Source organism: Vibrio sp. Y20_XG_PY13, from assembly GCF_024181925.1.
GTDB classification, from domain to species: Bacteria; Pseudomonadota; Gammaproteobacteria; order Enterobacterales; family Vibrionaceae; genus Vibrio; species Vibrio parahaemolyticus.
In genome coordinates this window covers 49938-76908 of record NZ_JAMZAL010000012.1, presented here as the reverse complement: position 1 = coordinate 76908, position 26971 = coordinate 49938, and the positions used below count along the sequence as shown (strand labels likewise).

Below are 26971 nucleotides of genomic sequence, written 5' to 3'. Positions count from 1 at the left end.
CACACACTAAGTTCGAATCAGAAGTATACGTACTATCTAAAGAAGAAGGCGGTCGTCACACTCCTTTCTTCAAAGGTTACCGTCCACAGTTCTACTTCCGTACAACTGACGTAACTGGCGATATCTCTCTACCAGAAGGCGTAGAAATGGTAATGCCAGGCGACAACATCCAAATGGTTGTTGAGCTAATCGCACCAATCGCAATGGACGAAGGTCTACGTTTCGCTATCCGTGAAGGTGGCCGTACAGTAGGTGCTGGTGTTGTTGCTAAGATCTTCGAATAATTCTTAACGAATTAAACGAAATCTTGCACTCTTCTTCTTTTTGAAGAAAGCGCATCAAGAAAAGGGAGGCTTCGGCTTCCCTTTTTCGTATTTGTTTTTTATTTAGTTATAAGCACAAACTGAAGGTGCTCCCTTCTTGTTTAAAAAAAACAACCTCTTACTTGAAGTATGTTTTTTCTGATTTGCAGTTCCCTCATAAGTGATTGATCCTCTCTTTCCGAACAAAAACCTATATAACGAAATGTTCTCAATACTTCCTCAATACGAGTGGTAACAATAACCATTCCCGTTTATATTCTTGTCTTCGGTTTTTATTAGAAAGGTTTTTATATGTACGTTTGTCTTTGCCATGGCGTCTCCGACAAAAAAATTAGGAAGTTGGCGATAGATGAGGGTGTAACTGATATTCGAGGCATTAAGAGATGCACTGCTTTGGGGAGCCAGTGTGGTAAGTGCATTAAGCAGGCGAAAGAAATCCTAGCAGAAACACATTACACCGAATTAAGACAAGCTAGTTAACTACCTCATCGCTTTTTGAGGATTACTTGGTCTCTTTGACACCTTCTCATTTGCTTCTAAAGTTAATAGAAGCCAAATAGGAGGGCTTTGTCATGAAAGGCGATCCAATCATCATCCAACATCTCAATAAAGTGCTCGGTAACGAGCTCATCGCTATCAATCAATATTTTCTTCATGCTCGTATGTATAAAGACTGGGGGTTAAAGCACCTTGCCGATAAGGAATACCACGAGTCGATTGATGAAATGAAGCATGCTGACCACCTTATCGAGCGGATCTTGTTCTTGGAGGGATTACCGAACCTTCAAGATCTTGGAAAGCTAATGATTGGTGAAGATACTAAGGAAATGCTCGAATGCGACCTTAAACTGGAGATGGCGGCCATTCCGGATCTAAAAGATGCGATTGCCTATGCCGAAGATATTCGCGACTATGTTTCGCGTGATTTATTTCAAGATATTCTCGAAGATGAAGAAGAGCATGTGGACTGGCTTGAGACCCAACTTGGCTTGATTGAAATGTCAGGCATTGAAAACTACCTTCAAGCTCAGTATGTCGATGAAGAGTAACGAACATACTGACGCATTGTTCAAAAAGAATTCATATCATAAAAAGAGCACCTGACCAGAAAATCAGGTGCTTAACACACTTATCTGGTCTAATCTCTTTTATTATCGGCTTTTTAAGGATATTGCTCGCAATCTTACCTATGAAGATTGATTTCTATCCTTTAGAATTTATGCCCCCTTACCTAAAAATAACAAAGAGAAACGATCCATGTCTGAAGACAATCGCCAAGCAGCCACCCCAGAAGAAGAACATCGCCAAAAAGCTCTGGATTACCATGCTTACCCAACCCCGGGTAAAATCGCTGTCGAATTAACTAAACCAGCCGAAACTGCTGGTGACCTTGCTCTTGCATACAGTCCTGGCGTGGCTGAGCCTGTACGTGAAATCGCACAAAACCCTGACAACGTGTACAAGTACACAGCGAAAGGCAACATGGTTGCGGTTATTTCAAACGGTACCGCTATTCTTGGTCTAGGTAACCTTGGCCCACTTGCCTCTAAGCCTGTAATGGAAGGTAAAGCGTTACTGTTTAAGCGTTTTGCTGGCCTTGATTCAATTGATATTGAAGTGAAGCATCGCACGATCGACGAGTTCGTTGATACGGTTGCGAACATTGCTGACACTTTCGGTGGTATCAACCTTGAAGACATCAAAGCACCAGACTGTTTTGAAATTGAAAAGCGTTTGATTGAGCGTTGTGACGTACCAGTATTCCACGATGATCAACATGGTACGGCTATCGTGACAGCTGCAGGTATGCTCAATGCTATCGAGCTGCAGGGTAAGAAGCTTGAAGATTCAACGATTGTTTGTCTTGGTGCTGGTGCTGCAGCCGTTGCATGTATGGAGCTGCTTATCAAGTGTGGCGCAATGCGCGAGAAGATCTACATGCTGGATCGCAAAGGGGTGATCCATACTCGTCGTGATGATCTGAATGAGTACAAGCAACTGTTCGCAAACAATACAGACAAGCGCACACTAGAAGATGTGATCGAAGGTGCAGACCTATTCCTAGGTGTATCTGGTCCAAATCTATTGCCACCAGAAGCGTTGAAACTCATGGCTGACAAGCCAGTTGTATTTGCTTGTTCAAACCCAGATCCTGAAATCAAACCTGAGCTAGCACACGCAGTGCGTGATGACTTAATTATGGGTACTGGTCGCAGTGATTATCCAAACCAAGTGAACAACGTGTTGTGTTTCCCTTTCATTTTCCGTGGTGCGTTAGATGTACGTGCGAGTGAAATCAATGACGACATGAAGCTGGCAGCAGTTGACGCAATTCGTGCATTGGCAAAAGAGCCTGTACCTGAATCGGTACTAAAAGCTGCAGGTGTTGAGAAGCTAGAATTTGGCAGCGACTACATCATTCCTAAGCCAATGGATCCACGTCTGCTACCTCGCGTAGCAAAAGCGGTAGCTCAAGCGGCAGTAGATTCCGGTGTTGCTCGTATCGAGATGCCAGAAAACTACATGGCAGAGTAATTTACTCAGCCACATTGAACGCAAAAATGGGACGCATTGACGTCCCATTTTTTATATCTCCAAAAACTGCCCCCGGCGCAGCTTCTAAAGCGGATGAATTTGTAAGCAATTATTCTTCGTCAAATGCTTCGAATTCGATACCCATCGCCGTCATTAACGCTTTTGCTTCAGTTGGAATGTCATCCGGTCTGTCTTTACGAAGGTCTTCATCCGTTGGTAATGGCTGACCTGTATATGCGTGCAGGAATGCTTCACATAGTAGTTCGCTGTTGGTTGCATGGCGTAAGTTATTGATCTGACGACGAGTACGCTCATCAGTCAGCACTTTTAAAACTTTTAGCGGGATAGAAACGGTAATTTTTTTTACTTGTTCGCTTTTTTTACCGTGCTCAGCATATGGGCTAATGTATTCGCCATTCCAGTCAGCCATTGCACACCTTCATTTATGTAATAAGTTGAAAATTAATATAGGTGCTGATTTTAGCTGCATTTACTGCCACAAGCAAAGACATATAGACGTCTAGAAGTGTTGACGTCTCATTTTTTGACAAGTAAAGTGAACAGAACAGTTAAGGAAGAGTGTTGTTCAGATAGATCTGACAAATTAGATATAGCGCATTCCTATTTAGAAGTCATCACCCGTGAAAGGATACACCCATGAGCACCCGCAAGCCTGCGACCATTGCTGTACGCACTGGTATCGAATCAGACAGCCAATACCACGCTGTTGTTCCACCAATCTACCTTTCAACCAACTATGGTTTCCCTGCTTTTGGTGAAGTCCCTAAATACGATTACACGCGTTCAGGTAACCCAAACCGTGGTTTGCTAGAGAGTGCGTTATCAGAGTTAGAGTCTGGCAAAGGCGCAGTGGTGACTAACTGCGGTACTTCCGCACTTAACTTGTGGGTATCGGCTTTTCTTGGGCCAGATGATCTGATTGTTGCACCGCATGATTGCTATGGTGGCACATACCGTTTGTTCAATACACGAGCTAACAAAGGCGACTTCAAAGTGCAGTTCGTTGATCAATCGGATGAGCAAGCTCTAGAGGCTGCACTAGCGAAAAAGCCAAAGCTTATTTTGTTAGAAACTCCATCGAACCCTTTGGTTCGTGTGGTTGATATTGCTGCGGTATGCGAAAAAGCCAAACAAGTGGGCGCTTTGGTTGCGGTAGACAATACCTTTTTGACACCGGTGTACCAAAAGCCTTTGGATCTCGGTGCTGATTTTGTTATCCACTCAACCACAAAATACATTAATGGTCACTCGGACGTGATTGGTGGTGTGGTGATCACCAAAACAGAAGCGCACGCAGAAGAACTTGCATGGTGGGGAAACTGTATTGGCGCCACGGGTACGCCTTTCGATAGTTACATGACGTTGCGTGGGATCCGCACTTTAGGCGCCCGTATGCGAGTGCACGAAGAAAGCTCTCAACACGTACTCAACTACCTACAACAGCAGGCTTTGGTCGCGAAGATTTACCATCCGAGCTTGCCAGATCACCCAGGTCACGAAATCGCGAAAAAGCAGCAGTCGGGTTTTGGGTCTATGTTGAGCTTTGAATTTGCAGGCTCATTTGAGCAACTTAAAGTGTTTGTTAAAGAGCTCGAACTGTTTTCTCTTGCAGAGTCGCTTGGTGGCGTGGAGAGTTTGATTTGTCACCCCGCATCTATGACGCATCGAGCCATGGGGGAAGAGGCGTTAGCGGAAGCGGGCGTGTCGCATCAGCTGCTTCGTCTGTCTGTGGGTTTAGAAGATGCACAAGACCTGATTGCCGATCTCGATCAAGCCTTTGTAAAAGCTGCTCAGTAATAGGAGAACTAAAAATGAGTGTACAACGTCAGTTACATAAATTTGGTGGCAGCAGCTTAGCAAACCCTGAATGTTACTTACGTGTGGCCGATATTCTCAAAGAATACTCTGCCGAGAATGATCTGGTGGTGGTATCCGCCGCGGGGAAGACCACTAATCGCTTGATCGAGTTTCTGGAAGGTTTAGACAAAGATGGCCGTATTGCGCATGAAGCACTGCAAGGCTTAAGACAATTCCAGTCGGAGCTAATTGAATCTTTATTAGAAGGCGAGGTGCAGACGCAATTGCTCGCTTCTTTGCACGATGAGTTCAGTACCTTAGCCGAGCTGACTGCGCCACTGACGGATGCGCAAAAAGCGGCAGTGTTGGGTCACGGTGAAGTGTGGTCTTCACGTTTATTGGCTGCCTTGCTTTCACAGCAAAATGTTCCTGCGGTCGCACAAGATGCTCGTGCATTTTTACGTGCAGAAGCCGGTACTCAGCCGGAAGTTGACCGTGCGCGTTCTTATCCCCTGATTAAGGAGGCGTTGGCGCAACACAGCCACAAACGCGTCATCATTACCGGATTTATGGCGCAAAATGAGGCAGGAGAAACCGTGCTGTTGGGGCGGAATGGCTCGGATTATTCCGCAACCGTAATCGGTGCTTTGGCGGAAGTGACAACCGTAACCATTTGGAGTGATGTTGCTGGTGTTTACAGTGCGGATCCTCGTTTGGTGTCGGATGCATGTCTGTTGCCTTTACTGCGCTTAGACGAAGCGAGTGAACTGGCCCGCCTTGCAGCTCCGGTCTTGCATAGCCGTACGTTACAACCTGTCGCGCAAAGCACGATGGACTTAAGCCTCAAGTGCAGTTATCAACCTGAATCGGGTTCAACGCGTATTGAGCGTGTACTTGCTTCTGGGCGTGGAGCGAAAATCATCACTTCTTTGGATGAAGTATTGTTGATTCAATTGTCTTTTAGGCATGGTCATGACTTCAACAAAACCCAAAGTGATGTTTTAAAGTCTCTTCAACGTGCGCAACTCGAGCCACTCTCTTACGAAGCCCAAGCCGATCAGCAAAAATTACGCTTAGCGTACACCGCAGAGATTGCGACAGGTGCGCTGAAGTATCTACAAGATCTTGCGGTTGAAGCTGAAATCAAACTCAAAGAAGGCTATTCACTTGTGGCCGCTGTCGGAGCGGGTGTAACGAAGAATGCCAACCATTGTTTTGGTTTTTACCAAAAATTGAAGCACGCACCAGTTGAATTTGTTTCTGAAACTGAATCAGGTTTAAGCCTAGTTGCGGTACTACGTCGCACCGATACCGAAGCATTAGTACAGTTGATTCACAGCCAGTTATTCCAAGCGCAAAAGCGCGTAGCGGTAGCGTTATGTGGCAAAGGCAATATCGGTTCTAGCTGGTTAAATCTATTTGCGACTCAGAAAACAGAACTCGAAAAACGCCACGGTATGAGCTTTGACTTAGTCGCCGTTGTCGATAGCCAGACATATTGGTTTGATGAAAAGGGTATCGATGCGGCGGCGGTTGCCGACAGGTTTGATGAAGAAAGTATTGAGAACGATGGGGCGTGGCTGAGTCGGTTAGGCGATTTACAAGGTTATGATGAAGCCGTGGTATTGGACGTGACTGCGAGCAAAGAGTTGGCGCAACGTTATGTTGATATCGCTCAGCAAGGCATCCATTTAATTTCTGCTAACAAAGTTGCAGGCTCTGCCGACAGTCAGTATTACCATCAAGTGCAAGATGCATTCGCGAAAATCGGTCGTTACTGGCTCTACAACGCGACGGTTGGGGCTGGGTTACCTATCAACCATACCGTGCGAGATCTGCGTGAAAGTGGTGACGAGATTGTGGCGCTATCCGGAATCTTCTCGGGAACACTTTCTTGGCTGTTCCAGCAGTTTGATGGCTCGGTGCCGTTTAATGAGTTGGTCGATTTAGCGTGGCAACAAGGATTAACAGAACCGGATCCGCGTGCTGATTTAGATGGTTCGGATGTCATGCGTAAACTGGTTATCTTAGCGCGTGAGTCTGGTCTGGATATTGAACCGGATAGCGTAAAAGTGGAATCACTGGTGCCTGAAGAGCTGCGCTCTCTGAGTTTGGATGAGTTCTTTGATAATGGCGCACTGCTCAGTGAGATTCTTCAAGAGCGTCTAACCAAAGCACAAAGAGATGAGCAGGTGCTTCGATATGTGGCGCGCTTAGAGAAAAATGGCAAAGCGACGGTGGGCGTAGAAGCATTACCGCGCGAACATGCTCTGGCTAACTTGCTGCCATGCGACAACATTTTTGCGATTGAAAGTAAATGGTACAAGGACAACCCTTTGGTGATTCGTGGCCCAGGTGCAGGACGCGAGGTGACCGCTGGTGCAATCCAATCGGATCTCAACCGCTTAGCTGGATTATTCTAAACTTTGCGAGATACCTAAAAACCCTGGAATTCATCCGGGGTTTTTTATTCCTTCCTCAGTGCCATACTTAAAATAAGATTCGCCATTTTCAAACGTTGTTATGAGTAAATAGCAGATGCGAATTAACTTGAACTATCCTCATTATTAACGTGAGAAAAATTCATAATCACAAGGTTGACATTAAATCACATTCAATACATTCTGTAGACATATAGACGTCTAAACGTCGATTCAAGGATTTTGATTTCGTGGCGGAGTGCCACAGGGAGAGTAAGATGGGATACACGCACGCAGGCCATATCGACGCCTTAAACCAGAATATCGCTGAGTTGTCAGATAACATTAATGTCTCGTTTGAGTTTTTTCCGCCAAGCAGTGAAAAGATGGAAGAAACGCTGTGGAACTCTGTGCATCGTCTCAAAACGCTCAAGCCTAAATTTGTTTCGGTAACATACGGAGCAAACTCTGGTGAGCGTGATAGAACTCACTCCATTATCAAGGAAATCAAAGCAGAGACCGGTTTAGTGGCTGCGCCTCACCTCACTTGTATCGATGCAACACGTTCAGAGTTGATTGAGATTGCTGATGATTACTGGAATAACGGCATCGAAAATATCGTTGCGCTGCGTGGTGACATCCCACCTAGTGGCGGTGCTCCAGATATGTATGCTTCGGACTTGGTTGAGCTACTAAAATCTCGTCACGATTTTGATATTTCTGTGGCGGCTTTTCCAGAAGTGCATCCAGAGGCAAAAAGTGCTCAATCGGATCTGCTAAACCTAAAACGTAAAGTGGATGCTGGTGCAAACCGTGCCATTACTCAGTTCTTCTTTGATGTGGAATCTTATCTGCGTTTTCGTGACCGCTGTGTTGCGGCGGGAATCGATGTAGAAATCGTACCGGGTATTTTGCCAGTTTCGAACTTTAAGCAAGCCTCACGCTTTGCGGCGCAGAATAACGTTAAAGTGCCAGGATGGATGAGCAAACAGTTTGAAGGTTTGGATGATGATCCTGTGACTCGCCAACTTGTAGGTGCAAGCCAAGCTATTGATATGGTTCGTGTACTAAGTCGCGAAGGTGTAAAAGATTTCCACTTCTATACGCTGAATCGTGCGGAGATGACTTATGCGCTATGCCATACTTTGGGTGTTCGCCCTCGTGTAGCCGTAGAAGCGTAAATCCGGTTTCAAAAAGACAAAAGGCTTGCCAAGTGGCAAGCCTTTTTCGTTGTCTCTAAGTAAAAGGAAATTAACCAATCACTTCAAGTTCTGTTAGGACTTCTTCTGCCCAAGTGATCCACGTTTCACGTAACAGTAGGTTACGACGAAGCGTTAGGCGCTCTAAACGAGCTTGTTTGTCCAAAGTTGAAGGCGTTGCGTAGTAAGCAGCTTCAATTTCTTTGTAGTGAGAAACCAGTTTACGAGACTCTTCAACAAGTTCTGCTAGTTGATCACGGAAAGGTGTTGATGGTTGAACAGCACAAGCCATAAGTTTCGCTGAAAATTCATCACGAACGGTTGGGTGTGCAGTTGGTTGATCAAACCATTCTCCAAGAGCGCTACGGCCTGCATCTGTGATGGAGTAAACCTTACGGTCTGGTTTGCCTTCTTGAGGTTCTAGTACGCAAGTAACCAGCTCTTTCTCGGCCATTTTATTTAGCTCACGGTAAACTTGTTGGTGGCTTGCTTTCCAGAAGTAACCGATGCTAGCAGAGAATTCTTTAGTGATATCGTAACCGGTTGCGTCGCGAGTGCTAAGAACAGTTAAGATTACGTGTGGTAATGACATGTCTTCAATCCAAATGGTCAATAAACTTGTAAACAAGCTACTTACACTTTCAGCTGCGCTCTTACTGGCGCTTGAGTTTTTTAATGTATAAGTAGCACCAACAAAGTTGGTCCTGTCACCTTAAAGCCGTTTATCACCTAGAGATGGGGATCCCCATCAGGGCTGGAGCAGGTATGATTGGATTTATGAGCTCTCAGCAGGCAAGTAGTATATAAATAATAAGCATGAAGTGGAATACTAGGACAAAATTACCCTAAAAAACTAACATAATACTCAATAGAGTTATTTTGTAGTTAATAATTCTAATTTGTTGGTATTTTATGGGTTTTTTGTAGTGTAAATGTCTGGTTATTTGCTGCGCAATTATGTGGTTGGAAGTTATGAATATAAGAAAGGCTGAGTATGAACTCAGCCTTTTGTATTACGAATGGTTATTTTTAACCCGTATTACGCATACCTGCTGCAATACCCGCGATGGTCACCATCAGAGCCTCTTCAAGGTTTGCAGACGCCTCTTCTGTTTGACGAGTACGGTATAGCAATTCAGCTTGAAGCATGTTCAATGGCTCTACGTAGATGTTACGTAGGCGAATTGATTCTTGGCCCCATGGGTCGCTTTGCATTAGGTTTTCGTTGTTCTCTACGTTCAGTACGGACTTAATATCACGTTGAAGCTGTTCACGCAGTCGGTCACCCAATGGTTGAAGTTGAGGTTCAACTAGGCGTTGGTCATAGTAGCGAGAGATTTCCATGTTGCACTTGGTGTACACCATCTCAAGCATACCTAGGCGAGTTGAGAAGAACGGCCATTCGCGACACATTTCTTCCAACAGTGCCTGATGACCTTTGTCTACTGAGTACTGAATAGCTTCACCTGCGCCTAACCAAGCCGGAAGCACCAAACGGTTTTGGCTCCACGAGAAGATCCAAGGAATTGCACGTAAGCTTTCTACACCGCCATTTGGATTACGTTTCGCTGGGCGTGAACCAAGCGGCAGTTTGCCTAGCTCTAGTTCAGGCGTCGCTTGACGGAAGTATGGAACAAAATCTGGTTCGCCACGGACGACGCCACGGTAAGCTTCACAGCTCACTTCCGACAGGACTTCCATCAAGTCGCGCCATTCTTGTTTTGGCTCTGGTGGTGGCAGTAGATTTGCTTCCAAAATGGCGCTTGCATACAAGTTGAAGCTGTTTACCGCAACATCTGGTAGACCCAGTTTAAAGCGGATCATTTCGCCTTGTTCTGTTACGCGTAACCCGCCTTTCAAGCTCTTTGGTGGTTGAGACAGCAGAGCCGCGTGTGCAGGTGCGCCGCCGCGACCAACGGTGCCGCCACGACCATGGAACAGAGTCAGCTCAACACCTTCGTCTTCTGCCACTTTAACTAGAGATTCCATAGCATGGTACTGAGCCCAGCCTGCTGACATGACACCCGCATCTTTTGCTGAATCAGAGTAGCCGATCATGACCATTTGGTGGTTTTGAATAAAGCCACGGTAAAGGTCGATGCTCATTAGCTGCTTAATGACCGATTCCGCATTGTTCAAGTCGTCTAGAGTTTCGAACAGAGGACAAACATCCATACGGTAAGGGCAGCCCGCTTCTTGCAGTAATAGGTGCACAGCGAGTACGTCTGAGGCGGTACGAGCCATTGAGATGACGTAAGCACCGAACGCTTCGCGCGGTTGCAGAGCGATGATCTTACAGGTGTCTAACACCTCTTTGACAGGCTCTGATGGTTCCCAATCGCGTGGCAGTAGCGGACGTTTAGACGCAAGTTCATTGGTGAGGAAAGCAATTTTATCTTGCTCGCTCCACTGTTCGTAATCACCAATGCCGAGGTATCGAGTCAGCTCAGAGAGTACATCTGCGTGGCGCGTACTTTCCTGGCGGATATCAAGACGAACTAGGTGAACGCCAAATGCTTTCACACGACGCAGCGTATCTAGCAACGAGCCGTCAGCGATGACGCCCATGCCGCACTCATGCAGTGATTGGTAACACGCGTACAGAGGATCCCAAAGCTGTTCAACTTTTTGTAGCGGTGCTTTGACTGCCAGTTTTTGACCGTGGATCTTCGCATCAAGAATATCTTTGGTTTCATTGAGCAGAGCACGTAGTTGTTTCAGGATTGCGCGGTATGGTTCATGTTGATCTTCACCAGCAAGTTCACGAACTTGATCGTTAGAAACGGTCATAGAGAGTTCGCTGATCAATTCATTGATGTCATTGAGATAAAGGTCAGCGGCTTTCCAACGAGACAGAAGCAGTACTTCACGCGTTACGCTATGAGTAACGAACGGGTTGCCATCACGGTCACCCCCCATCCAAGAAGAGAAATGCACTGGACGAGCATCAATTGGTAAACCTTCACCTAGGTAAGACTTCAGACGATCATTCATTTCACGTAGGAAATCTGGCACTGCTTCCCACAGTGAGTTTTCTACTACGGCAAAGCCCCATTTCGCTTCATCCAATGGAGTAGGGCGTTGTTGACGAATCACGTCAGAATGCCAGCTTTGTGCGATAAGTTGCTCTAAGCGACGCTCTGTTTTTTTGCGTTCTTTAGAAGACAGGTCGCTGAGTTCTAGTTTGGATAAACACTCGTTGATCTTGACCAGTTTATTGATCATGGTGCGGCGAGTGATTTCCGTGGGGTGCGCGGTTAATACCAGTTCAATATTCAAATCACGTACCGCTTGAGCCGTATCGAGTTTGCTAACATCGTTTTGTACCAGTTTTGAAAACAGCGAGTTGATCGCGTCTGGTTCACAGATGTGCTCTTCACAGTGACGTGAAATGGTGTGGTATTGCTCGGCAATATTGGTGAGGTTTAGAAATTGGTTAAACGCACGGGTGACTGGCGTTAGTTGCTCATCGGGTAGGTGTTTGATTTCTTCTATCAAGTTTTCCCTGTCTGCTTGATTACCTGCTTGAGCCGATTTGGATAATTTACGAATGGTCTCCACTTTCTCGAAGATTTCTTCGCCGTGGGCATCGCGAATCGTGTTACCCAATAAGTGGCCTAACATGCGCACATTGCTTTTAAGTGCGGCGTATTTCTCGTTCATTGTCGTCCTGCCTCGTAAAAAAACTACATCCATTGTCCTTGTTAAGACTCCAATCTAGCGAAAAGCACCAGTTCTAGTCAAATAAAGCAGACTAAGTTTGCAATTATTCGGCGTCTCTCCTGATTTAGAGCAAAGTTTCGACGGGCATAGAATTAAAAGTGAAAATTAATTACAAAATAACAAGTTAAATTCGTGTTAACGGTGCATAAAAACTTGTGCTTTGAGAGCCAAAATATGCAGCTCATCGGAGCTGCATAAAGGCTTTTTTTAAACTCAATCAACAACAATACTTAACCATCGCCTTTGAGAGCACATCAATGGTTGGGTCGATAAAATCAAAGGAGAGAAACTCATCTGGTTGGTGCGCTTGTTCGATAGAACCAGGGCCAAGTACCAGAGTCGGACACAGTTGCTGCAAGAAAGGCGCTTCCGTGCAGTAGTTGACGGTTTGCGAACTGGTTTGACAGATCTCTTCAACACCACCGATAAATGGATGATCGTGCTGACATTCATATCCTGGAATTGGCTCATGCAACGGTACGATGTCGATTCGTCCCGGCCATTTAGCTTCTACTTCTTGTAGTGCGCTGCGCAGCATGTTTTCTAAACCGTCCAAACTGATGCCCGGCAATGGGCGAACGTCATAGTGCAACTCGCAACAACCACAAATACGGTTGGCACTATCACCGCCATGGATATGGCCTAAGTTCAACGTTGGACTAGGGATGGCAAATCCTGGGTGGTGATACTCTTTAATGAGTTTGTCGCGCAGTTGCATAATCGCAAACAACACTTCATGCATGATTTCAATCGCGTTGACGCCCAAAGCTGGGTCAGAGGAGTGGCCGGATTTACCGGTAACCCGAATCGCATTGGCGACATGCCCTTTGTGGCCACGAATAGGAACTAAGCTAGTGGGTTCTCCAATGATGCAGTAATCCGGCTTGAACGGCGCGTTTGTGGTGAAGTGTCTTGCACCGAGCATGGTAGTTTCTTCATCACAGGTGGCCAATACGTAAAGCGGCTTGTTTTGCTTGCTCCAATCCACCTTTTTTACTGCTTCATAAATGAAAGCAAAAAAGCCTTTCATGTCTGCCGTACCCAGACCGTAGAAGCGGTTGTCTTTCTCAGTGAGCTTATGGGGATCAAAGCTCCAGCGTCCTTCATCAAATGGCACGGTATCGCTGTGCCCAGCAAGCAGCAGACCGCCTTCGCCTTCGCCCATGCGTGCAATCATATTGTGTTTGCCTGATTCGACTTCGATCACCTCAACGTGAAAACCAAGATCTTTAAACCAAGTGGCGAGTTTCTCGATCACTTTGGCATTGCCTTGATCCCAGCTTGGATCAGTCGAGCTGATCGAAGAGGTACTAATGAGTCCTTCATAGACCTCTAGAAAAGTTGGTAATTGCATGGATTCTTCAATTCTCCTATTGACAGACAGAGCACAAAAATGTAAAACACATATTAACTCATATTTAATGAATAAAAAATCAAAATAAAGCTAATTTTAAATATGAATAATCATTTTGAGCTTTAAGTATATGGATGTCACACAATGCTAAAAACCACAATTATTGGAGCCAGCGGTTACACCGGCGCAGAGTTAGCGTTCATGGTTAATAAACACCCACAACTCACGCTATCAGGTTTATACGTTTCCGCCAACAGTGTCGATGCAGGAAGAACCATTGCACAGTTACACGGTAAATTGGCGAACGTGGTTGATAAGGTGGTGAATGCGTTGACCGATCCAAAGCAAGTTGCGCAAGACTCTGATGTGGTTTTTTTAGCTACGGCCCATGAGGTCAGCCATGATCTTGCTCCTATCTTTCTCGACGCTGGATGTCAGGTCTTTGATTTGTCCGGCGCGTTTCGTGTCAAAAGTGATGGCTTTTACGACACCTTTTACGGCTTTGAGCATCAATTCAACAACTGGCTAGATAAAGCGGCGTATGGCTTAACGGAGTGGAACCAAGAAGAGATTAAAAACGCTCCTTTAGTTGCGGTAGCTGGCTGCTACCCAACGGCGTCGCAGTTGGCAATTAAGCCACTACTCGTTGATGGTTTGTTGGACACTCAACAGTGGCCAGTCATTAACGCGACAAGTGGTGTCTCTGGCGCAGGGCGTAAAGCCTCAATGACCAACAGTTTTTGTGAGGTCAGCCTTCAGCCTTACGGTGTATTCAATCATCGCCACCAACCAGAAATTGCCCAGCATTTAGGATGTGATGTGATTTTTACTCCTCATCTTGGCAACTTTAAACGCGGCATTCTTGCTACTGTCACGATGAAGTTGGCGCAAGGTGTAACGGAGCAACAAGTTGCTCAAGCTTTTGAACAAGCTTATCAAGGTAAGCCAGCCGTGCGCCTCAAAGGTGATGGCATTCCACGTATTCAGGATGTTGAAAATACCCCTTTCTGCGATATCGGCTGGAAGGTGCAAGGCGAACACATCATTGTGATTTCGGCCATCGACAACCTACTTAAAGGTGCATCGAGTCAAGCGATGCAGTGTTTAAATATTCATTACGGTTACCCAGAACTGACAGCGTTGCTGTAGTCGTTGAAAGAGGGAAAAGCAATGACGCAAACCAATCAAGCTCCTTTAGTCATTAAGCTAGGCGGTGCGGCTTTATCTTGCACTCAAACCTTAAGCCAACTGTTTGGTGCCATCGCGGCATACCAGAAGTCGGCGCAGCGACAAATCGCCATCGTTCATGGCGGTGGCTACTTGGTGGATGAGTTGATGGCGAAACTTCAACTTAAGACCGTAAAGAAACATGGTCTACGCGTGACGCCATACGATCAAATTCCAGTCATTGCCGGTGCGCTGGCAGGAACGGCAAATAAGTTACTGCAAGGTCAAGCGATTGCCGATGGTTTGAATGCGGTGGGCTTGAGCCTAGCGGATGGTGGTCTTTGTCACGTCGAAGAGTTAGATCCTGAATTAGGTGCGGTGGGCAAAGCGACGCCGGGTGACTCAAGCCTACTTCAAGCGATTTTAAATACGGGCGCACTGCCTATCATCAGCTCTATTGGTCTCACGGCTGAAGGTCAAATGATGAACGTGAATGCGGATCAAGCAGCGGTTGCCGTTGCGGGTGCTTTGGACGCGGAGTTGGTGCTGTTGTCAGATGTAAGCGGTGTGTTAGATGGCAAAGGTCATCTGCTTAAAAGCTTATCTGAGAAAGAAGCCAATGCGCTGATCGAAGGCCAAGTGATCACTGATGGGATGATCGTCAAAGTGAAAGCTGCTCTCGAAGCCGCCAACGATCTTGGTCGTCCGATAGAAGTGGCGACGTGGCGCTACCCAGAAAAACTCACGCAGTTATTTGCTGGTGAAAGTATTGGAACACAGTTTCTGCCTCAATAAGCGGAAGCAAAACAGTTAAAGAATTCAACATTAGGAAGTGGTTGGCACTGACCGCCGAGCGCAGCGCCAGTTAAGTTTGGAGAAAAAACATGAGCAAAGTGAACGTAAATAAAGTGGTAGTCGCATACTCAGGCGGTCTAGATACTTCAGTAATCATCCCGTGGCTAAAAGAGAATTATGACTGTGAAGTCGTCGCTTTCGTGGCCGATGTAGGTCAAGGTGCTGAAGAACTCGAAGGCATCGAAGCGAAAGCAAAAGCATCTGGCGCATCAGAATGCTACATCGCTGACCTAAAAGAAGAAATGGTAGCAGACTACATCTACCCAACACTAAAAACCGGTGCTTACTACGAAGGCAAATACCTGTTGGGTACATCAATGGCGCGTCCAATCATTGCCAAAGCGCAAGTTGAAGTGGCACGTAAAGTGGGCGCGGACGCATTGTGTCACGGCTGTACTGGTAAAGGTAACGACCAAGTGCGTTTCGAGGGTGCATTTGCTGCGTTAGCACCAGATCTACACGTTATCGCTCCATGGCGTGAGTGGGATTTAGTGAGCCGCGAACAATGTCTGGATTACCTTGCAGAGCGTAACATTCCTTGCTCAGCGTCTCTAACGAAGATTTACTCACGTGATGCGAACGCATGGCATATTTCTACCGAAGGTGGTGTGCTTGAAAATACATGGAATGCACCAAACGAAGATTGCTGGGTCTGGACCGTTGATCCTGAACAAGCGCCAAATGAAGCTGAATACGTTACGTTGAAAGTCGAAAAAGGTGAAGTTGTGGCAGTGGATGGTGAAGCGATGACACCATACAACGCACTAGTTTACTTAAACGAAAAAGGCGCAAAACACGGTGTGGGTCGTATTGATATCGTAGAGAACCGTTTGGTGGGAATGAAGTCTCGTGGCTGTTACGAAACTCCGGGAGGTACCATCATGATGGAAGCTCTGCGCGCAGTTGAACAATTGGTGCTAGACAAATCGTCATTCGAGTTCCGTGAAGAACTTGGTCTAAAAGCCTCTCACCTTGTGTACGACGGTCGTTGGTTTACACCGCTATGTAAGTCGATTCTTGCTGCCTCAGAAGAGCTAGCACAAGACGTCAATGGCGAAGTGGTTGTTAAGCTATACAAAGGTCAAGCAACGGTAACGCAAAAACGTTCTGACAACAGCTTGTACTCAGAAGAGTTCGCTACTTTTGGTGAAGATGAGGTTTACGATCAAAGTCATGCTGGTGGCTTCATCCGCCTTTACTCGCTATCAAGCCGTATTCGTGCATTGAACAGCCAGAAGAAATAATCACTCCCCATCTCGGATTGAATAAAGACCTGCCAATATATGGCGGGTCTTTTTATTACTCAAAGAGTCTTAAATTAATCTTGGTGAATATATATGTAAAAATATTGAATTTATACTTTATTTTTATATTGAATTGCCGTAACGTTGGCGTATAAGAAAAAGTGAGCAAATGACCACCGATTTCGTCATCACTCATTAGACACGTTAGAGTAAGCAATAGTCATCAGGAGAGACGCAATGGCATTATGGGGCGGAAGATTTACCCAAGCGGCAGATACCAGATTCAAAGAGTTCAACGATTCGTTGCGTTTCGACTACCGATTGGCTGAGCAAGATATCGTAGGCTCAATTGCGTGGTCTAAAGCATTGCTTTCGGTTGGTGTATTATCAGCAGAAGAGCAGCAAAAGCTCGAGCTCGCTTTAAATGAGTTGAAACTCGAAGTGATGGAAGATCCGCATCAGATTTTACGCTCTGATGCTGAAGACATTCACTCGTGGGTGGAACAGCAGTTGATCAGCAAAGTCGGCGACTTAGGTAAAAAGCTGCACACTGGTCGTTCTCGTAACGACCAAGTGGCGACCGACTTAAAGCTTTGGTGTCGTCAGCAAGGGCAGCAACTTCTTATTGCACTTGATCGTCTGCAATCGCAAATGGTGCAAGTGGCGAAACAGCATCAAGGTACGGTTTTGCCTGGTTATACTCACTTACAACGTGCTCAGCCTGTGACGTTTGCTCATTGGTGTTTGGCGTATGTTGAAATGTTTGAGCGTGATTACTCACGTCTGAGTGATGCGCTGCAACGTTTAGATACTTGTCCGCTAGGTTCTGGCGCATTAGCTGGTACTGCTTACCCAATTGATCGTGAACAATTGGCGCATAATCTTGGCTTTCATCGTGCTACGCGTAACTCACTCGATTCGGTATCGGATCGTGACCATGTGATGGAACTGATGTCTGTTGCTTCTATCTCTATGCTGCACTTGTCACGTCTCGCGGAAGATATGATTTTCTACAACTCAGGTGAGTCGAACTTCATTGAGTTGGCAGATACAGTGACGTCTGGCTCGTCATTGATGCCTCAGAAGAAAAACCCAGATGCGCTAGAGCTCATTCGTGGTAAGACTGGTCGCGTGTACGGAGCACTTGCTGGCATGATGATGACAGTCAAAGCCCTGCCACTGGCGTACAACAAAGACATGCAAGAAGACAAAGAAGGTTTGTTCGATGCGCTTGATACATGGAACGACTGTATGGAAATGGCAGCGTTGTGTTTCGATGGGATTAAGGTTAATGGCGAACGTACGTTAGAAGCCGCGAAACAAGGCTACGCCAATGCCACAGAATTAGCGGACTACTTGGTCGCGAAAGGCATTCCTTTCCGAGAAGCGCATCATATTGTCGGTGTGGCTGTCGTTGGCGCGATTGCCAAAGGTTGTGCACTGGAAGAGCTGTCACTGCAAGAGCTGCAAGAGTTCTCTGACGTCATCGACAACGATGTGTACGACATCCTAACGATTGAATCTTGTCTAGAAAAACGTAGCGCGCTTGGTGGCGTGTCACCAAAACAAGTTGCTTATGCAGTTGACCAAGCGGACAAGCGTTTGGCGCAGCGTGATAGCTCGGCCGTCAAAGTGCGTCCTGCACGTTTAACGGATATCGAAACGCTTGAGGGCATGGTTGCGTATTGGGCGAATATGGGCGAAAACTTACCTCGTTCTCGTAATGAACTCGTTCGCGACATTGGCTCATTTGCCGTTGCTGAACATCATGGTGAAGTGACTGGTTGCGCGTCTCTGTATGTGTATGACTCTGGACTTGCGGAAATTCGCTCGCTCGGTATTGAGGCGGGTTGGCAAGGACAAGGGCAAGGCAGCGCGATCGTGAACTATTTGGTGGATAAAGCACGTCAAATGGCGATTAAGAAAGTCTTCGTACTAACACGTACGCCAGAGTTCTTTATGAAGCAGAGTTTCTTGCCAACATCTAAGTCTCTGTTGCCAGAAAAAGTGTTGAAAGATTGCGACCAATGCCCGCGTCAACATGCCTGTGATGAAGTGGCGTTAGAGATCAATTTAGTTGAACAGATCATCCAACGCAGCCATGTCGCATAGCGTATTGATTTTGTTAGTATTTAAACAGATATCGTTAGAGAACGATCATTTACATAAGTTTTTGCTAAAAAAATCGAAAAAACTTTGAACCTTTGAGAGGAAGCTCGGTCTATTAAAGTACCACTGCTTTTTCTTAGAAGAATCTAAGAGAGCCCCAGAATCGAGATTGATTTTGGGGCTTTTTTCTATCTGTCATTTGTGGTGATCCTCTCCATTCTGTTTCCCGCGACGACGCTGCCACGGCAAGATGACAAAACGCATCCATAAGTGCAGAAACAATAAAATGTTAAATGCAAAGCCCGCAAAGATCAGGGCGATCGATTCAATGCTTTGTGGATGATCGCGAAAAGCAAACCACCAAATGATCCAACACACAACTGAAAGTACGGTCAATTGATCCATGCATCGTTGACAACGACCGATCTTTTTCCAAAACCAATGTTCTTGGCAGTTACGACAAGCCATGATGTTTACCTCAATTCAACTTGCCCAAGATTAGCAGAAGATGAATAGGCTTTACCATGTGCGCTTGTTAGGTGGTACGGACCCAAAAATGGAAAATTAGCTTTGATGAAATTTTGTAGCACGTAACTGGTGTATGGTGCCGCGTCAGCCGAAAATAGGAAAAGATAATGTCGACAGAACTGAGAGTAGCACTAGGACTTGCCGGGGGATTTTTCACCATTGGGTTCACCGCGATTGTGCTAGTGAGTCGTTATGCGATGATGTAATCCATTAAACTCTAGTCCAGAAAAAAGCCTCGTATCTGCGAGGCTTTTTTGTATTTGGCTTGGGAATAGAAACAAGACGTTATGATGAACAAAAAGTGTTGTATTTAAAATCGTTGATTCAGGTAGTAGAACGATTTAAGAACGAAGGACTTAGATTTGAGCGGGAGAGACAGGGTGGCCTCCGAGTCAAAGACGCCGGAGACCGGGGGGAGGCTATGGACAGGTTAGCCTAGGTAAGTTTCTAGCTCTTCGCTACCACCGATGTGTTTACCGCCGATGAATACTTGCGGGACGGTCGTACGGCCTGTAATAGCACGAAGACTGACGGAAGTTGCATCTTTCCCCAAAATGACTTCTTCATATTGAAGACCGTGATCAATCAAGTTTTGTTTGGCTTTCATACAGAAAGGACAACCAGGCTTGGTAAATACAGTGATCGATTCCTGAGTTCTGTACTCTGGTGCGATGTAGTTCAGCATAGTGTCTGCATCCGAGACTTTGAACGGATCTCCTGGCTCATTTGGCTCGATGAACATCTTCTCAATCACGCCATCTTTTACCAACATGCTGTAACGCCAAGAACGTTTACCAAAACCGATGTCATTTTTGTCCACGAGCATGCCCATGCCATCGGTGAACTCGCCATTACCATCTGGAATAAAGGTGATGTGCTCGGCTTCTTGGTCGTGTTTCCAAGCGTTCATAACGAATGTGTCGTTTACCGAAATACACAAAATTTCATCAACACCGTGTTCTTTGAACACAGGGAATAGCTCGTTGTAACGAGGTAAGTGGCTAGAAGAACAAGTCGGTGTAAACGCTCCAGGCAAACTGAATACGATCACGGTTTTGCCTTTGAATAGATCATCCGAGGTAACGTTCACCCAAGTATCACCTTGGCGAGTCGGGAAAGTAACCTGTGGTACGTTTTGACCTTCTTTAGATACAAACATATTGATTCCTTTAAAATATTCGAGTGAAGCGTTTAGAGCGTGACTTGTCGTTTGGCTCTGATTCGTTTTGTTGAGCCCATTATTGTAAAAATCCTTTGATAGCTCTAATCGTTTGATGCTATGGTTTTGATAGACATTGACTATCATCAAATAGAAGCGAATCGTGTGTTATGAATATTCGGGATTTTGAGTACTTAGTCGCACTGGCGGAGCACAAGCATTTTCGCAAAGCGGCAGAGGCGTGTTTTGTCAGTCAGCCAACGCTTAGTGGTCAAATACGTAAGCTGGAAGATGAACTCGGCACGGCATTGTTAGAAAGAAGCAGCCGCCGAGTGTTATTCACCGACTCTGGCTTACAGCTGGTGGATCAAGCTAAATGCATTCTGAGTGAGGTGAAAACCTTTAAAGATATGGCCAGCGGACAGAGTGGGGCAATGACCGGTCCAATGCACATCGGTTTTATTCCGACGGTTGGGCCGTACTTATTGCCTAAAATTCTTCCACAGCTGAAAGAAGAGTTCCCTGAGCTTGAGCTGTTCCTGCATGAGGCTCAAACTCATCAGTTGGTTCGTCAGCTAGAGGAAGGGAAGCTGGACTGCTTGGTATTGGCTTCTGTGGCGGAAACTGCCCCATTTAAAGAGATTGAAGTGTACAACGAACCGCTTAGTGTTGCTGTACCATGTGGTCATGAATGGGCACAGCTCGACCAGGTTGATATGTTAGAGCTCAATGGGAAGACCGTGTTGGCTTTAGGTGATGGGCATTGCTTACGCGACCAAGCGTTAGGTTTCTGCTTTGCGGCAGGAGCAAAAGATGATGAGCGCTTTAAAGCCACCAGTTTAGAAACTTTGCGTAATATGGTTGCTGCGGGAGCGGGTATTACTTTGTTGCCTCAGCTTTCTATTCCAGCCGAAAAACAAAAAGATGGCGTTTGCTACATTCCTGCCGTCAACCCTACGCCTTCACGCAGCATTGTTTTGGCGTACCGCCCTGGCTCTCCGTTGCGTGCTCGTTTTGAAGCATTAGCAGCGAAAATCAAAGCAATTCTAGAGTCGCAGCCATCTTCTATGGCCGCGTAACGTTATAAAAAAGGGGGAGAGCCAACGCTCTCCCCTTATCTTTTCTTTCGTTTGGTTTAGAACAACTCTTCCGTTGTGCCACCAGAACCGCTTGAATAAATGCTGTCTTCGAGGCTGTTACCAACGTATTCGGTTGGCTCCGTGCCTTTCTCAAAGTATTCAAACATGGACGTGCTATCCACTTTATGAGTCAGCAGACCGCTGTTGCGATCGATGCGAACGCGCACGATGTCATCTGGAATATTCTTGCCTTGTTCTGGCTTGCCTTCCAATGCTACTTGCATAAAGTCAATCCATGCTGGCTCTGCTGTTTTCGCTCCTGATTCAGCACCAGATACTTGGCCTTGACCCAAATTGCTGTTCACCGTCGTGCGGCCTAACGCGCGTGAGTGATCATCGAAGCCCACCCATGCAATAGCAACCACGCCCGGACCATAACCGTTGTACCATGCATCTTTTGAATCGTTAGTCGTACCAGTTTTACCACCAATATCACGACGCTCAAGTTTTTGCGCACGCCAGCCGGTACCGTTCCAGCCAGTTCCTTCACGCCAGTTGCCGCCACCCCAGATGTTGCTGTACATCATTTCACGCATCAAGAATGCGTTTTGTTCAGAGATCACTTGTGGTGCGTATTTTGGTTCATCATTTTCTAGTGCGTTCTCTGGAGCTTGGCCATCAACGGCAACGTCTTGCTCACCGAACTCACTGGCAAAGCGATCCATTTCTGGTTGTGGGCTCATTTGTGGGCAATCTTGATGACAAACGCTCTTAGGGTTGGCTTTAAACAAAACTTCGCCAAATGCATCTTCAACGCGTTCTACGTAGAACGGCTCAACATAGTAACCGCCGTTTGCAAAAACCGAGTAACCTTGCGCCACTTTCATTGGCGTTAAGCTACCCGCACCCAAGGCGATAGTTTCTGAGCGAGGCACTTCGTTGATATCGAATCCAAAGCGAGTTAGGTACTGACGAGTTTCATCCAGACCTACTTCACGTAAGGTACGAACCGCCATTACGTTTTTCGATTGCGCTAAGCCAATGCGAAGGCGAGTTGGACCACCGTAAGTTGGAGGTGAGTTCTTTGGTCGCCATGCCGATCCTGAACCTGCGTCCCATTTGTTGATTGGCGCATCGTTGATCAGAGTTGCTAACGTTAGGCCTTTATCGATAGCGGCTGAGTAAATAAATGGTTTGATACTAGAACCAACCTGACGCACGGACATGGTTGCGCGGTTAAACTTGCTGTGAACAAAGTTAAAACCACCTACCAGTGACAAAATGCCGCCATTTTCAGGATTCATCGCGACAAATGCGGTGTTCGCGCTAGGCACTTGGCTTAGCTTCCAGCTGCTTTGAGTGTTGCCATCTTCATCGGTGGTCGTTAGCTCGCGAACCCAAATTTGTTCACCTGCAGCTAAAACCTCTTGTGCAGATTTTGGTGTTGAACCTTGACGGTTATCGGTGAGGAATTTGCGTGCCCAGTTTATGCCAGTCCAAGGGATGGTTTGTGCGTCGTTATTTTTCACAACAACTTGCGCCGTTTTGCCTTCCACTTTTGTCACGACAGCAGGGTAAAGATCGCCGTAAGTTGGCTGGCCTTTTAGATGCTTCTCAATTTGTTCTGCATCCCAAGCGGCTTCCCCTTCTTTCCACAACACTTTTTCTGCGCCGCGGTAACCATGACGCTCGTCATAAGCCATTAGGTTGTTTACCGCAGCCTTATTGGCAGCGTCTTGCAGTTTAGAGTCAACCGTCATGTAGATATTCAAACCCGACGTATAGGCTTTCTCTTCACCGTACTCTTTTACTGCCCATGCACGTGCAAGCTCGGCAACGTAAGGCGCAGACACTTCAATTTCTGCACTGTGGTAACGAGCAATGATTGGTTCGTTACGTGCTTCATCGAATTGTTCTTGCGTAATGTATTTTTCATCGAGCATACGCATTAGCACAACGTTACGACGTTTTGTTGCACGTTCTAGCGAGTAAATTGGGTTCATGGTTGAAGGGGCTTTTGGCATCCCCGCAAGTGTCGCAATTTCACTAAGCGAGAGCTCATTTAGGCTCTTACCAAAATACACCTGAGCTGCTGCACCAAAACCGTATGAGCGATAGCCAAGGAAGATCTTGTTAACGTAAAGTTCCATGATCTCTTGTTTGCTCAGCAGTTGCTCAATGTGAATGGCAATGAAGATCTCTTTGATCTTACGCATTAGTTTCTTCTCGTTGGATAAGAAGAAGTTACGCGCTAGCTGCTGAGTGATGGTACTCGCGCCTTGCTTTGCTGAGCCGGAAAGAGCAACCACGACAGCTGCACGAGTAATACCGATTGGATCGATACCAGGGTGCTCGTAAAAACGGCTGTCTTCGGTGGCGATCAGTGCGTGAATTAGATCTTGAGGAATTTCATCGTAAGTAACAGGAATACGACGCTTTTCACCAAACTGTGCGATCAGCTTCCCGTCTTGACTAAATACCTGCATAGGTGTTTGTAATTCAACGTCTTTTAGAGTTGCAACGTCTGGCAATTCAGGCTTCACGTACTGATAGAAGCCAAAAATTGTGGTGACTCCAAGAATTATGCAAATCAATGTTAAAAATAATAAACGCTTTATGAACTTCACCGGAGAATCCCTGATTGGTTGAGGCTGTGTAACGGCAAACCCTTGTACTCTTAGGTCAAAAATTTAGCACATAGAGATATTAACTCTTATTTGGGTGCTAATAACAACCTTTGCGCGAAGAAATTTCGGAGCGAGAGTAGAGATGGATAAGCTAATCGTTACCGGCATAGATATTGGCCATAACAGCCTCAAAGCCGTAGTACTTAAACCCATTGGCGATCAATACGCCTTATTGGGTTACAAAGAAATATTACTTAAGGAAGGTATTGTCGCTGAAAATAACACTATAAATCATCAAGAAATTGTAAAGACCCTAAAGCAGATGAAAAAAGAGCTGCCTTTTGGGGCCAAGCGAGTGGCAATTTCTGTTCCAGACAACTCAGTTATTAGCAAGAAACTGCAAATCGAACAAAGCCTTGATGAGAGCGAAATCGAGTTTGCGGTGGTACAAGCTTTTTCTCATCAATCTCCTTTTCCTGTGGAAGAATTGAGTTTGGATTTCGTACGCCTTCGTGCGGAAGAAGCGATGCGTGGAACGGACAGTTATCAAGTATTCGCTACGCGCAAAGATGTGGTTGAAAGCCGAGTTGAGGCGTTACAACAGTCTGGTTTAAAGCCTGTGTTGGTTGACGTGCACTCTCAAAGCCTAGGTCATATCTGGAAGCTTGCCGCAGAGCGTTTTCCTGAAAAAAACAAATACTGTTTGTTAGACATCGGCTCGCTAGCGAGTTCATTCACCATGTTTACCGAGCAAGGCGAACTGTTTCATAAGGAGTTTGCGTGCGGTACTCGTATTTCAATGGGGACGTCACAAGAAGACTTACTCTCTGATGATGCTCAAGCCAAAACGGAACAGTTCAATCGTCAAGTGGTTGAGCGCGTAAAACGTCAAATGCAGCTCTATACCTCGATCAATGGTTCGCAAAACATCAAAGGCATTTGGTTATCGGGCGAGGGGGCATCGACGCCAATGTTGGCAGAAGAGCTCTCGCATCAGTTGGCATTGGAGTGCGAGTTGCTAAACCCACTCGGACTGTTTGAAATGAAAGTGTCGAAACGCAAGCGACGAGCGGCTGATTGGCAACATTTTTCGACAGCTGCAGGGCTGGCGGTCCGTGGCATTCATTGGTTAGGAGGTGTGCGTGCTTTATCGCATTAACTTATTGCCTTGGCGCGAAAATCAAAGGGAAGAGCATCGTCGTCGATTTGTCGGTTTAGTGGTATTGGGCGTCATGGTGGCGTTGGGGATTCAGTGGGGCGTTGGCAAATATTATGAGTATCAACAAGATCTTCAACAAGAGCGACTCGACTATCTAACAACGTACATTTCCGATCTAGATAAGCGGATAGAAGCGATGAAGATCGCGGAGCTTGAACACAGCAAAATCTTGGAACGCTTGAAAGTTGTGGAAGCGTTGCAAAATGGTCGGAATAAAACCACTGATTTTATGAACCTCATGCCTGCTGTTATTCCAGAAGGCGTGTATGTCGACAAGATCAAAATGAACGATCTAGAAATTGAAATCTCAGGTATTTCAGACAGTACACCTCGGCTAGCAACCATGCTCGATAACATGGAGCGTTCTGCCAAGCTACTGGACGTTGAAATGCACTCTATCGTGCACGGAAAAGCCCGTTTCGGTAAAGAGTTTCAGACCTTTAAAGTGTCCTTCATGTTTAACACGGTAGAAGAGCAGAAAGAGGGAAAACAACATGGTTAATTGGCAAGATCTAGAAATGGATGAGATTGCTGAATGGCCATTACTGCCTCAGCTTGTAGTGATCTGCCTGCTTGTTCTTCTTATCCAAGGGTTTGGTTATTGGTTTTACTTAAAGCCAGAAGAGGCTCGCTTGAACAATTTGATTCAAGAGGAGCAAACATTAAAAGTGGCATTGCGCATAAAAGCTAACAAGGTAGCTGCATTGCCTCAGTTGCAATCTCAACTGGACGAGCTTACTACGCGTTATGAGTTGCTGTTGCAACAACTACCGGCACAAAAAGAGTTGGCCACAATGTTGGCGTCGGTAAACGAACTCGGTATCGACAACAAGTTAACGTTTACTCGCATCGATTGGGGAGAAAAGCAATCTGAAAACTTCCTGTATCGATTGCCACTAAATATCGAGCTAACAGGTGATTTCCACGATATCGGTCGTTTTTCACAGGCCATTGCCACACTGCCACGAATCATCACCTTTAAAGATGTGACTTGGCAGCGTGTCAGCCAAGAGAGTGAAACTTTGCACTTCCGAGTGAGAGCAAACACTTATCAGTTCAAGCCTGAGGAAAAGAAAGATGAGAAATAAATCTTTGCTGACGGTGTTGGTAAGCGCTCTATTGGTCGGGTGCCAGGCGAATGATGAATCATTAACGGATTTTATTCGCGGTGTTGAGAGCCAGGCCAGGCGAGATGTGGAGAAGCTCAAACCTTCTGACAAATACATCGCAGTGGCGTATGCCCCAGAAGTGATGCGTGCTCCTTTCGAATTGCCCAAAGAGGCGACCATCGCGACTCAACCTGTGGCGAGAAAAGATTGTTGGCAACCGCCGAACCGAGCGAGATCTGGCAAGTTAGAAAAATTCCCACTCAGCCAACTTCGTTTAAAAGGAGTGATGGGTATGGGGAACACCGTTTCTGGTTTAGTTCAAGCCCCGAATGGCACGGTTTACAAAGTGAAACCAGGTCAATACCTCGGGCGTAATAACGGTAAGGTCACCCATGTTACCCACTCCTATTTATTGATTAATGAAACCTTGCCCGATGGTTTGGGGTGCTGGCAAAAACGTAAAGTTAAGTTGGCTTTGAGATAGATATAGCTGCATTTATTTT

22 protein-coding genes and 1 pseudogene are annotated in these 26971 nt (G+C 46.1%); 16 read left to right on the top strand and 7 right to left on the bottom strand.

What is annotated here, in order from left to right; translation table 11 throughout:
- From tuf to NL646_RS20765, 4 genes and pseudogenes are all read left to right on the top strand, one after another.
- Nucleotides 1–284 (top strand): annotated as a pseudogene (gene tuf / locus NL646_RS20780) (elongation factor Tu); the annotation flags it as partial.
- Nucleotides 285–614: 330 nt separating this feature from the next.
- Nucleotides 615–803: a (2Fe-2S)-binding protein gene (locus NL646_RS20775; protein WP_005496545.1), complete on the top strand. Its 189-nt coding sequence runs from the start codon at nucleotides 615–617 to the stop codon at nucleotides 801–803.
- A 92-nt stretch (nucleotides 804–895) separates the two neighbouring features.
- Complete coding sequence (bfr, locus tag NL646_RS20770; RefSeq protein WP_005395745.1) at nucleotides 896–1372, top strand: bacterioferritin; 477 nt, start codon at nucleotides 896–898, stop codon at nucleotides 1370–1372.
- Between the two features lie 208 nt (nucleotides 1373–1580).
- Entirely contained in the window at nucleotides 1581–2858 is a 1278-nt protein-coding gene (locus NL646_RS20765) for a malic enzyme-like NAD(P)-binding protein (RefSeq protein ID WP_005465132.1), read from the top strand.
- A 109-nt stretch (nucleotides 2859–2967) separates the two neighbouring features.
- Here the strand turns inward: NL646_RS20765 and metJ are convergent, their stop codons facing one another.
- Nucleotides 2968–3288 (bottom strand): met regulon transcriptional regulator MetJ, encoded by a 321-nt coding sequence (gene metJ, locus NL646_RS20760; protein WP_005432736.1) that lies wholly within the window; start codon nucleotides 3286–3288, stop codon nucleotides 2968–2970.
- Nucleotides 3289–3515: 227 nt separating this feature from the next.
- Here metJ and NL646_RS20755 point away from each other — a divergent pair, with 227 nt between their 5' ends.
- The 3 genes from NL646_RS20755 (at nucleotide 3516) to metF (ending at nucleotide 8277) form a co-directional block, all read left to right on the top strand.
- A complete protein-coding gene (locus NL646_RS20755) occupies nucleotides 3516–4676 on the top strand; it encodes an O-succinylhomoserine (thiol)-lyase (protein WP_005496548.1) in 1161 nt (386 codons plus the stop codon).
- A 14-nt stretch (nucleotides 4677–4690) separates the two neighbouring features.
- Nucleotides 4691–7099: a bifunctional aspartate kinase/homoserine dehydrogenase II gene (locus tag NL646_RS20750; protein WP_025793372.1), complete on the top strand. Its 2409-nt coding sequence runs from the start codon at nucleotides 4691–4693 to the stop codon at nucleotides 7097–7099.
- Nucleotides 7100–7374: 275 nt separating this feature from the next.
- Nucleotides 7375–8277 carry a methylenetetrahydrofolate reductase gene (gene metF / locus NL646_RS20745; protein WP_253664633.1) on the top strand — a complete coding sequence of 301 codons (903 nt, stop codon included), beginning with the start codon at nucleotides 7375–7377 and terminating at the stop codon, nucleotides 8275–8277.
- Between the two features lie 70 nt (nucleotides 8278–8347).
- On the opposite strand, the gene NL646_RS20740 is transcribed toward metF, so the two are convergent.
- The 3 genes from NL646_RS20740 to argE form a co-directional block, all read right to left on the bottom strand.
- The gene (locus tag NL646_RS20740; RefSeq protein ID WP_005395734.1) at nucleotides 8348–8887 is read right to left on the bottom strand and encodes a PadR family transcriptional regulator; all 540 of its coding nucleotides are present in this window, start codon (nucleotides 8885–8887) and stop codon (nucleotides 8348–8350) included.
- Between the two features lie 437 nt (nucleotides 8888–9324).
- Nucleotides 9325–11958 carry a phosphoenolpyruvate carboxylase gene (gene ppc, locus NL646_RS20735; RefSeq protein WP_243188860.1) on the bottom strand — a complete coding sequence of 878 codons (2634 nt, stop codon included), beginning with the start codon at nucleotides 11956–11958 and terminating at the stop codon, nucleotides 9325–9327.
- Between the two features lie 277 nt (nucleotides 11959–12235).
- Nucleotides 12236–13372, bottom strand: a complete 1137-nt coding sequence (argE, locus tag NL646_RS20730) for an acetylornithine deacetylase (protein ID WP_253664632.1) — start codon at nucleotides 13370–13372, stop codon at nucleotides 12236–12238.
- Between the two features lie 144 nt (nucleotides 13373–13516).
- Here argE and argC point away from each other — a divergent pair, with 144 nt between their 5' ends.
- From argC to argH, 4 genes are all read left to right on the top strand, one after another.
- Nucleotides 13517–14521: an N-acetyl-gamma-glutamyl-phosphate reductase gene (argC, locus tag NL646_RS20725; protein WP_031855781.1), complete on the top strand. Its 1005-nt coding sequence runs from the start codon at nucleotides 13517–13519 to the stop codon at nucleotides 14519–14521.
- Nucleotides 14522–14542: 21 nt separating this feature from the next.
- On the top strand, nucleotides 14543–15334 hold the full coding sequence (gene argB, locus NL646_RS20720) for an acetylglutamate kinase (RefSeq protein WP_005496562.1): 792 nt from the start codon (nucleotides 14543–14545) through the stop codon (nucleotides 15332–15334).
- Nucleotides 15335–15423: 89 nt separating this feature from the next.
- Nucleotides 15424–16638, top strand: a complete 1215-nt coding sequence (locus NL646_RS20715) for an argininosuccinate synthase (RefSeq protein WP_005465152.1) — start codon at nucleotides 15424–15426, stop codon at nucleotides 16636–16638.
- A gap of 237 nt (nucleotides 16639–16875) precedes the next feature.
- Nucleotides 16876–18750, top strand: coding sequence for an argininosuccinate lyase (gene argH, locus NL646_RS20710; protein ID WP_005465154.1), 1875 nt, complete (start codon nucleotides 16876–16878; stop codon nucleotides 18748–18750).
- Between the two features lie 192 nt (nucleotides 18751–18942).
- Here the strand turns inward: argH and NL646_RS20705 are convergent, their stop codons facing one another.
- Nucleotides 18943–19215: a DUF3624 domain-containing protein gene (locus NL646_RS20705; RefSeq protein WP_069537567.1), complete on the bottom strand. Its 273-nt coding sequence runs from the start codon at nucleotides 19213–19215 to the stop codon at nucleotides 18943–18945.
- Nucleotides 19216–19705: 490 nt separating this feature from the next.
- Nucleotides 19706–20434, bottom strand: a complete 729-nt coding sequence (locus NL646_RS20700) for a redoxin family protein (protein ID WP_015297397.1) — start codon at nucleotides 20432–20434, stop codon at nucleotides 19706–19708.
- Between the two features lie 170 nt (nucleotides 20435–20604).
- On the opposite strand from NL646_RS20700, the gene oxyR reads away from it, so the two are divergent.
- Nucleotides 20605–21513: a DNA-binding transcriptional regulator OxyR gene (gene oxyR / locus NL646_RS20695; protein ID WP_253664631.1), complete on the top strand. Its 909-nt coding sequence runs from the start codon at nucleotides 20605–20607 to the stop codon at nucleotides 21511–21513.
- Between the two features lie 56 nt (nucleotides 21514–21569).
- Here the strand turns inward: oxyR and NL646_RS20690 are convergent, their stop codons facing one another.
- A complete protein-coding gene (locus tag NL646_RS20690; protein WP_005480476.1) occupies nucleotides 21570–24140 on the bottom strand; it encodes a penicillin-binding protein 1A in 2571 nt (856 codons plus the stop codon).
- 142 nt (nucleotides 24141–24282) lie between these two features.
- On the opposite strand from NL646_RS20690, the gene pilM reads away from it, so the two are divergent.
- Genes pilM through NL646_RS20670 form a run of 4 tightly spaced genes read left to right on the top strand, consistent with a single transcriptional unit; the run spans nucleotide 24283 to nucleotide 26952 of the window.
- Nucleotides 24283–25299, top strand: coding sequence for a type IV pilus biogenesis protein PilM (gene pilM / locus NL646_RS20685; RefSeq protein ID WP_140114780.1), 1017 nt, complete (start codon nucleotides 24283–24285; stop codon nucleotides 25297–25299).
- Nucleotides 25283–25861: a PilN domain-containing protein gene (locus tag NL646_RS20680; RefSeq protein ID WP_005480484.1), complete on the top strand. Its 579-nt coding sequence runs from the start codon at nucleotides 25283–25285 to the stop codon at nucleotides 25859–25861. Before pilM ends, NL646_RS20680 begins: the two co-directional genes overlap by 17 nt.
- Nucleotides 25854–26447, top strand: a complete 594-nt coding sequence (locus NL646_RS20675; RefSeq protein WP_005480482.1) for a type 4a pilus biogenesis protein PilO — start codon at nucleotides 25854–25856, stop codon at nucleotides 26445–26447. Before NL646_RS20680 ends, NL646_RS20675 begins: the two co-directional genes overlap by 8 nt.
- Nucleotides 26437–26952 (top strand): pilus assembly protein PilP, encoded by a 516-nt coding sequence (locus tag NL646_RS20670; protein ID WP_025525190.1) that lies wholly within the window; start codon nucleotides 26437–26439, stop codon nucleotides 26950–26952. Before NL646_RS20675 ends, NL646_RS20670 begins: the two co-directional genes overlap by 11 nt.
- The last annotated feature ends 19 nt before the right edge of the window (nucleotides 26953–26971 follow it).

Excerpts from the sequence above, each read along its gene's own strand:
- oxyR (WP_253664631.1), top strand. The coding sequence starts at position 20,605 with ATGAATATTCGGGATTTTGAGTACTTAGTCGCACTGGCGGAGCACAAG.
- argC (WP_031855781.1), top strand. The coding sequence starts at position 13,517 with ATGCTAAAAACCACAATTATTGGAGCCAGCGGTTACACCGGCGCAGAG.
- NL646_RS20740 (WP_005395734.1), bottom strand. The coding sequence starts at position 8,887 with ATGTCATTACCACACGTAATCTTAACTGTTCTTAGCACTCGCGACGCA.
- argH (WP_005465154.1), top strand. The coding sequence starts at position 16,876 with ATGGCATTATGGGGCGGAAGATTTACCCAAGCGGCAGATACCAGATTC.
- argE (WP_253664632.1), bottom strand. The coding sequence starts at position 13,372 with ATGCAATTACCAACTTTTCTAGAGGTCTATGAAGGACTCATTAGTACC.
- NL646_RS20750 (WP_025793372.1), top strand. The coding sequence starts at position 4,691 with ATGAGTGTACAACGTCAGTTACATAAATTTGGTGGCAGCAGCTTAGCA.
- ppc (WP_243188860.1), bottom strand. The coding sequence starts at position 11,958 with ATGAACGAGAAATACGCCGCACTTAAAAGCAATGTGCGCATGTTAGGC.
- metF (WP_253664633.1), top strand. The coding sequence starts at position 7,375 with ATGGGATACACGCACGCAGGCCATATCGACGCCTTAAACCAGAATATC.
- NL646_RS20775 (WP_005496545.1), top strand. The coding sequence starts at position 615 with ATGTACGTTTGTCTTTGCCATGGCGTCTCCGACAAAAAAATTAGGAAG.
- bfr (WP_005395745.1), top strand. The coding sequence starts at position 896 with ATGAAAGGCGATCCAATCATCATCCAACATCTCAATAAAGTGCTCGGT.
- NL646_RS20675 (WP_005480482.1), top strand. The coding sequence starts at position 25,854 with ATGGTTAATTGGCAAGATCTAGAAATGGATGAGATTGCTGAATGGCCA.
- NL646_RS20765 (WP_005465132.1), top strand. The coding sequence starts at position 1,581 with ATGTCTGAAGACAATCGCCAAGCAGCCACCCCAGAAGAAGAACATCGC.
- NL646_RS20700 (WP_015297397.1), bottom strand. The coding sequence starts at position 20,434 with ATGTTTGTATCTAAAGAAGGTCAAAACGTACCACAGGTTACTTTCCCG.
- NL646_RS20705 (WP_069537567.1), bottom strand. The coding sequence starts at position 19,215 with ATGGCTTGTCGTAACTGCCAAGAACATTGGTTTTGGAAAAAGATCGGT.
- NL646_RS20755 (WP_005496548.1), top strand. The coding sequence starts at position 3,516 with ATGAGCACCCGCAAGCCTGCGACCATTGCTGTACGCACTGGTATCGAA.
- metJ (WP_005432736.1), bottom strand. The coding sequence starts at position 3,288 with ATGGCTGACTGGAATGGCGAATACATTAGCCCATATGCTGAGCACGGT.
- NL646_RS20670 (WP_025525190.1), top strand. The coding sequence starts at position 26,437 with ATGAGAAATAAATCTTTGCTGACGGTGTTGGTAAGCGCTCTATTGGTC.
- NL646_RS20715 (WP_005465152.1), top strand. The coding sequence starts at position 15,424 with ATGAGCAAAGTGAACGTAAATAAAGTGGTAGTCGCATACTCAGGCGGT.
- argB (WP_005496562.1), top strand. The coding sequence starts at position 14,543 with ATGACGCAAACCAATCAAGCTCCTTTAGTCATTAAGCTAGGCGGTGCG.
- pilM (WP_140114780.1), top strand. The coding sequence starts at position 24,283 with ATGGATAAGCTAATCGTTACCGGCATAGATATTGGCCATAACAGCCTC.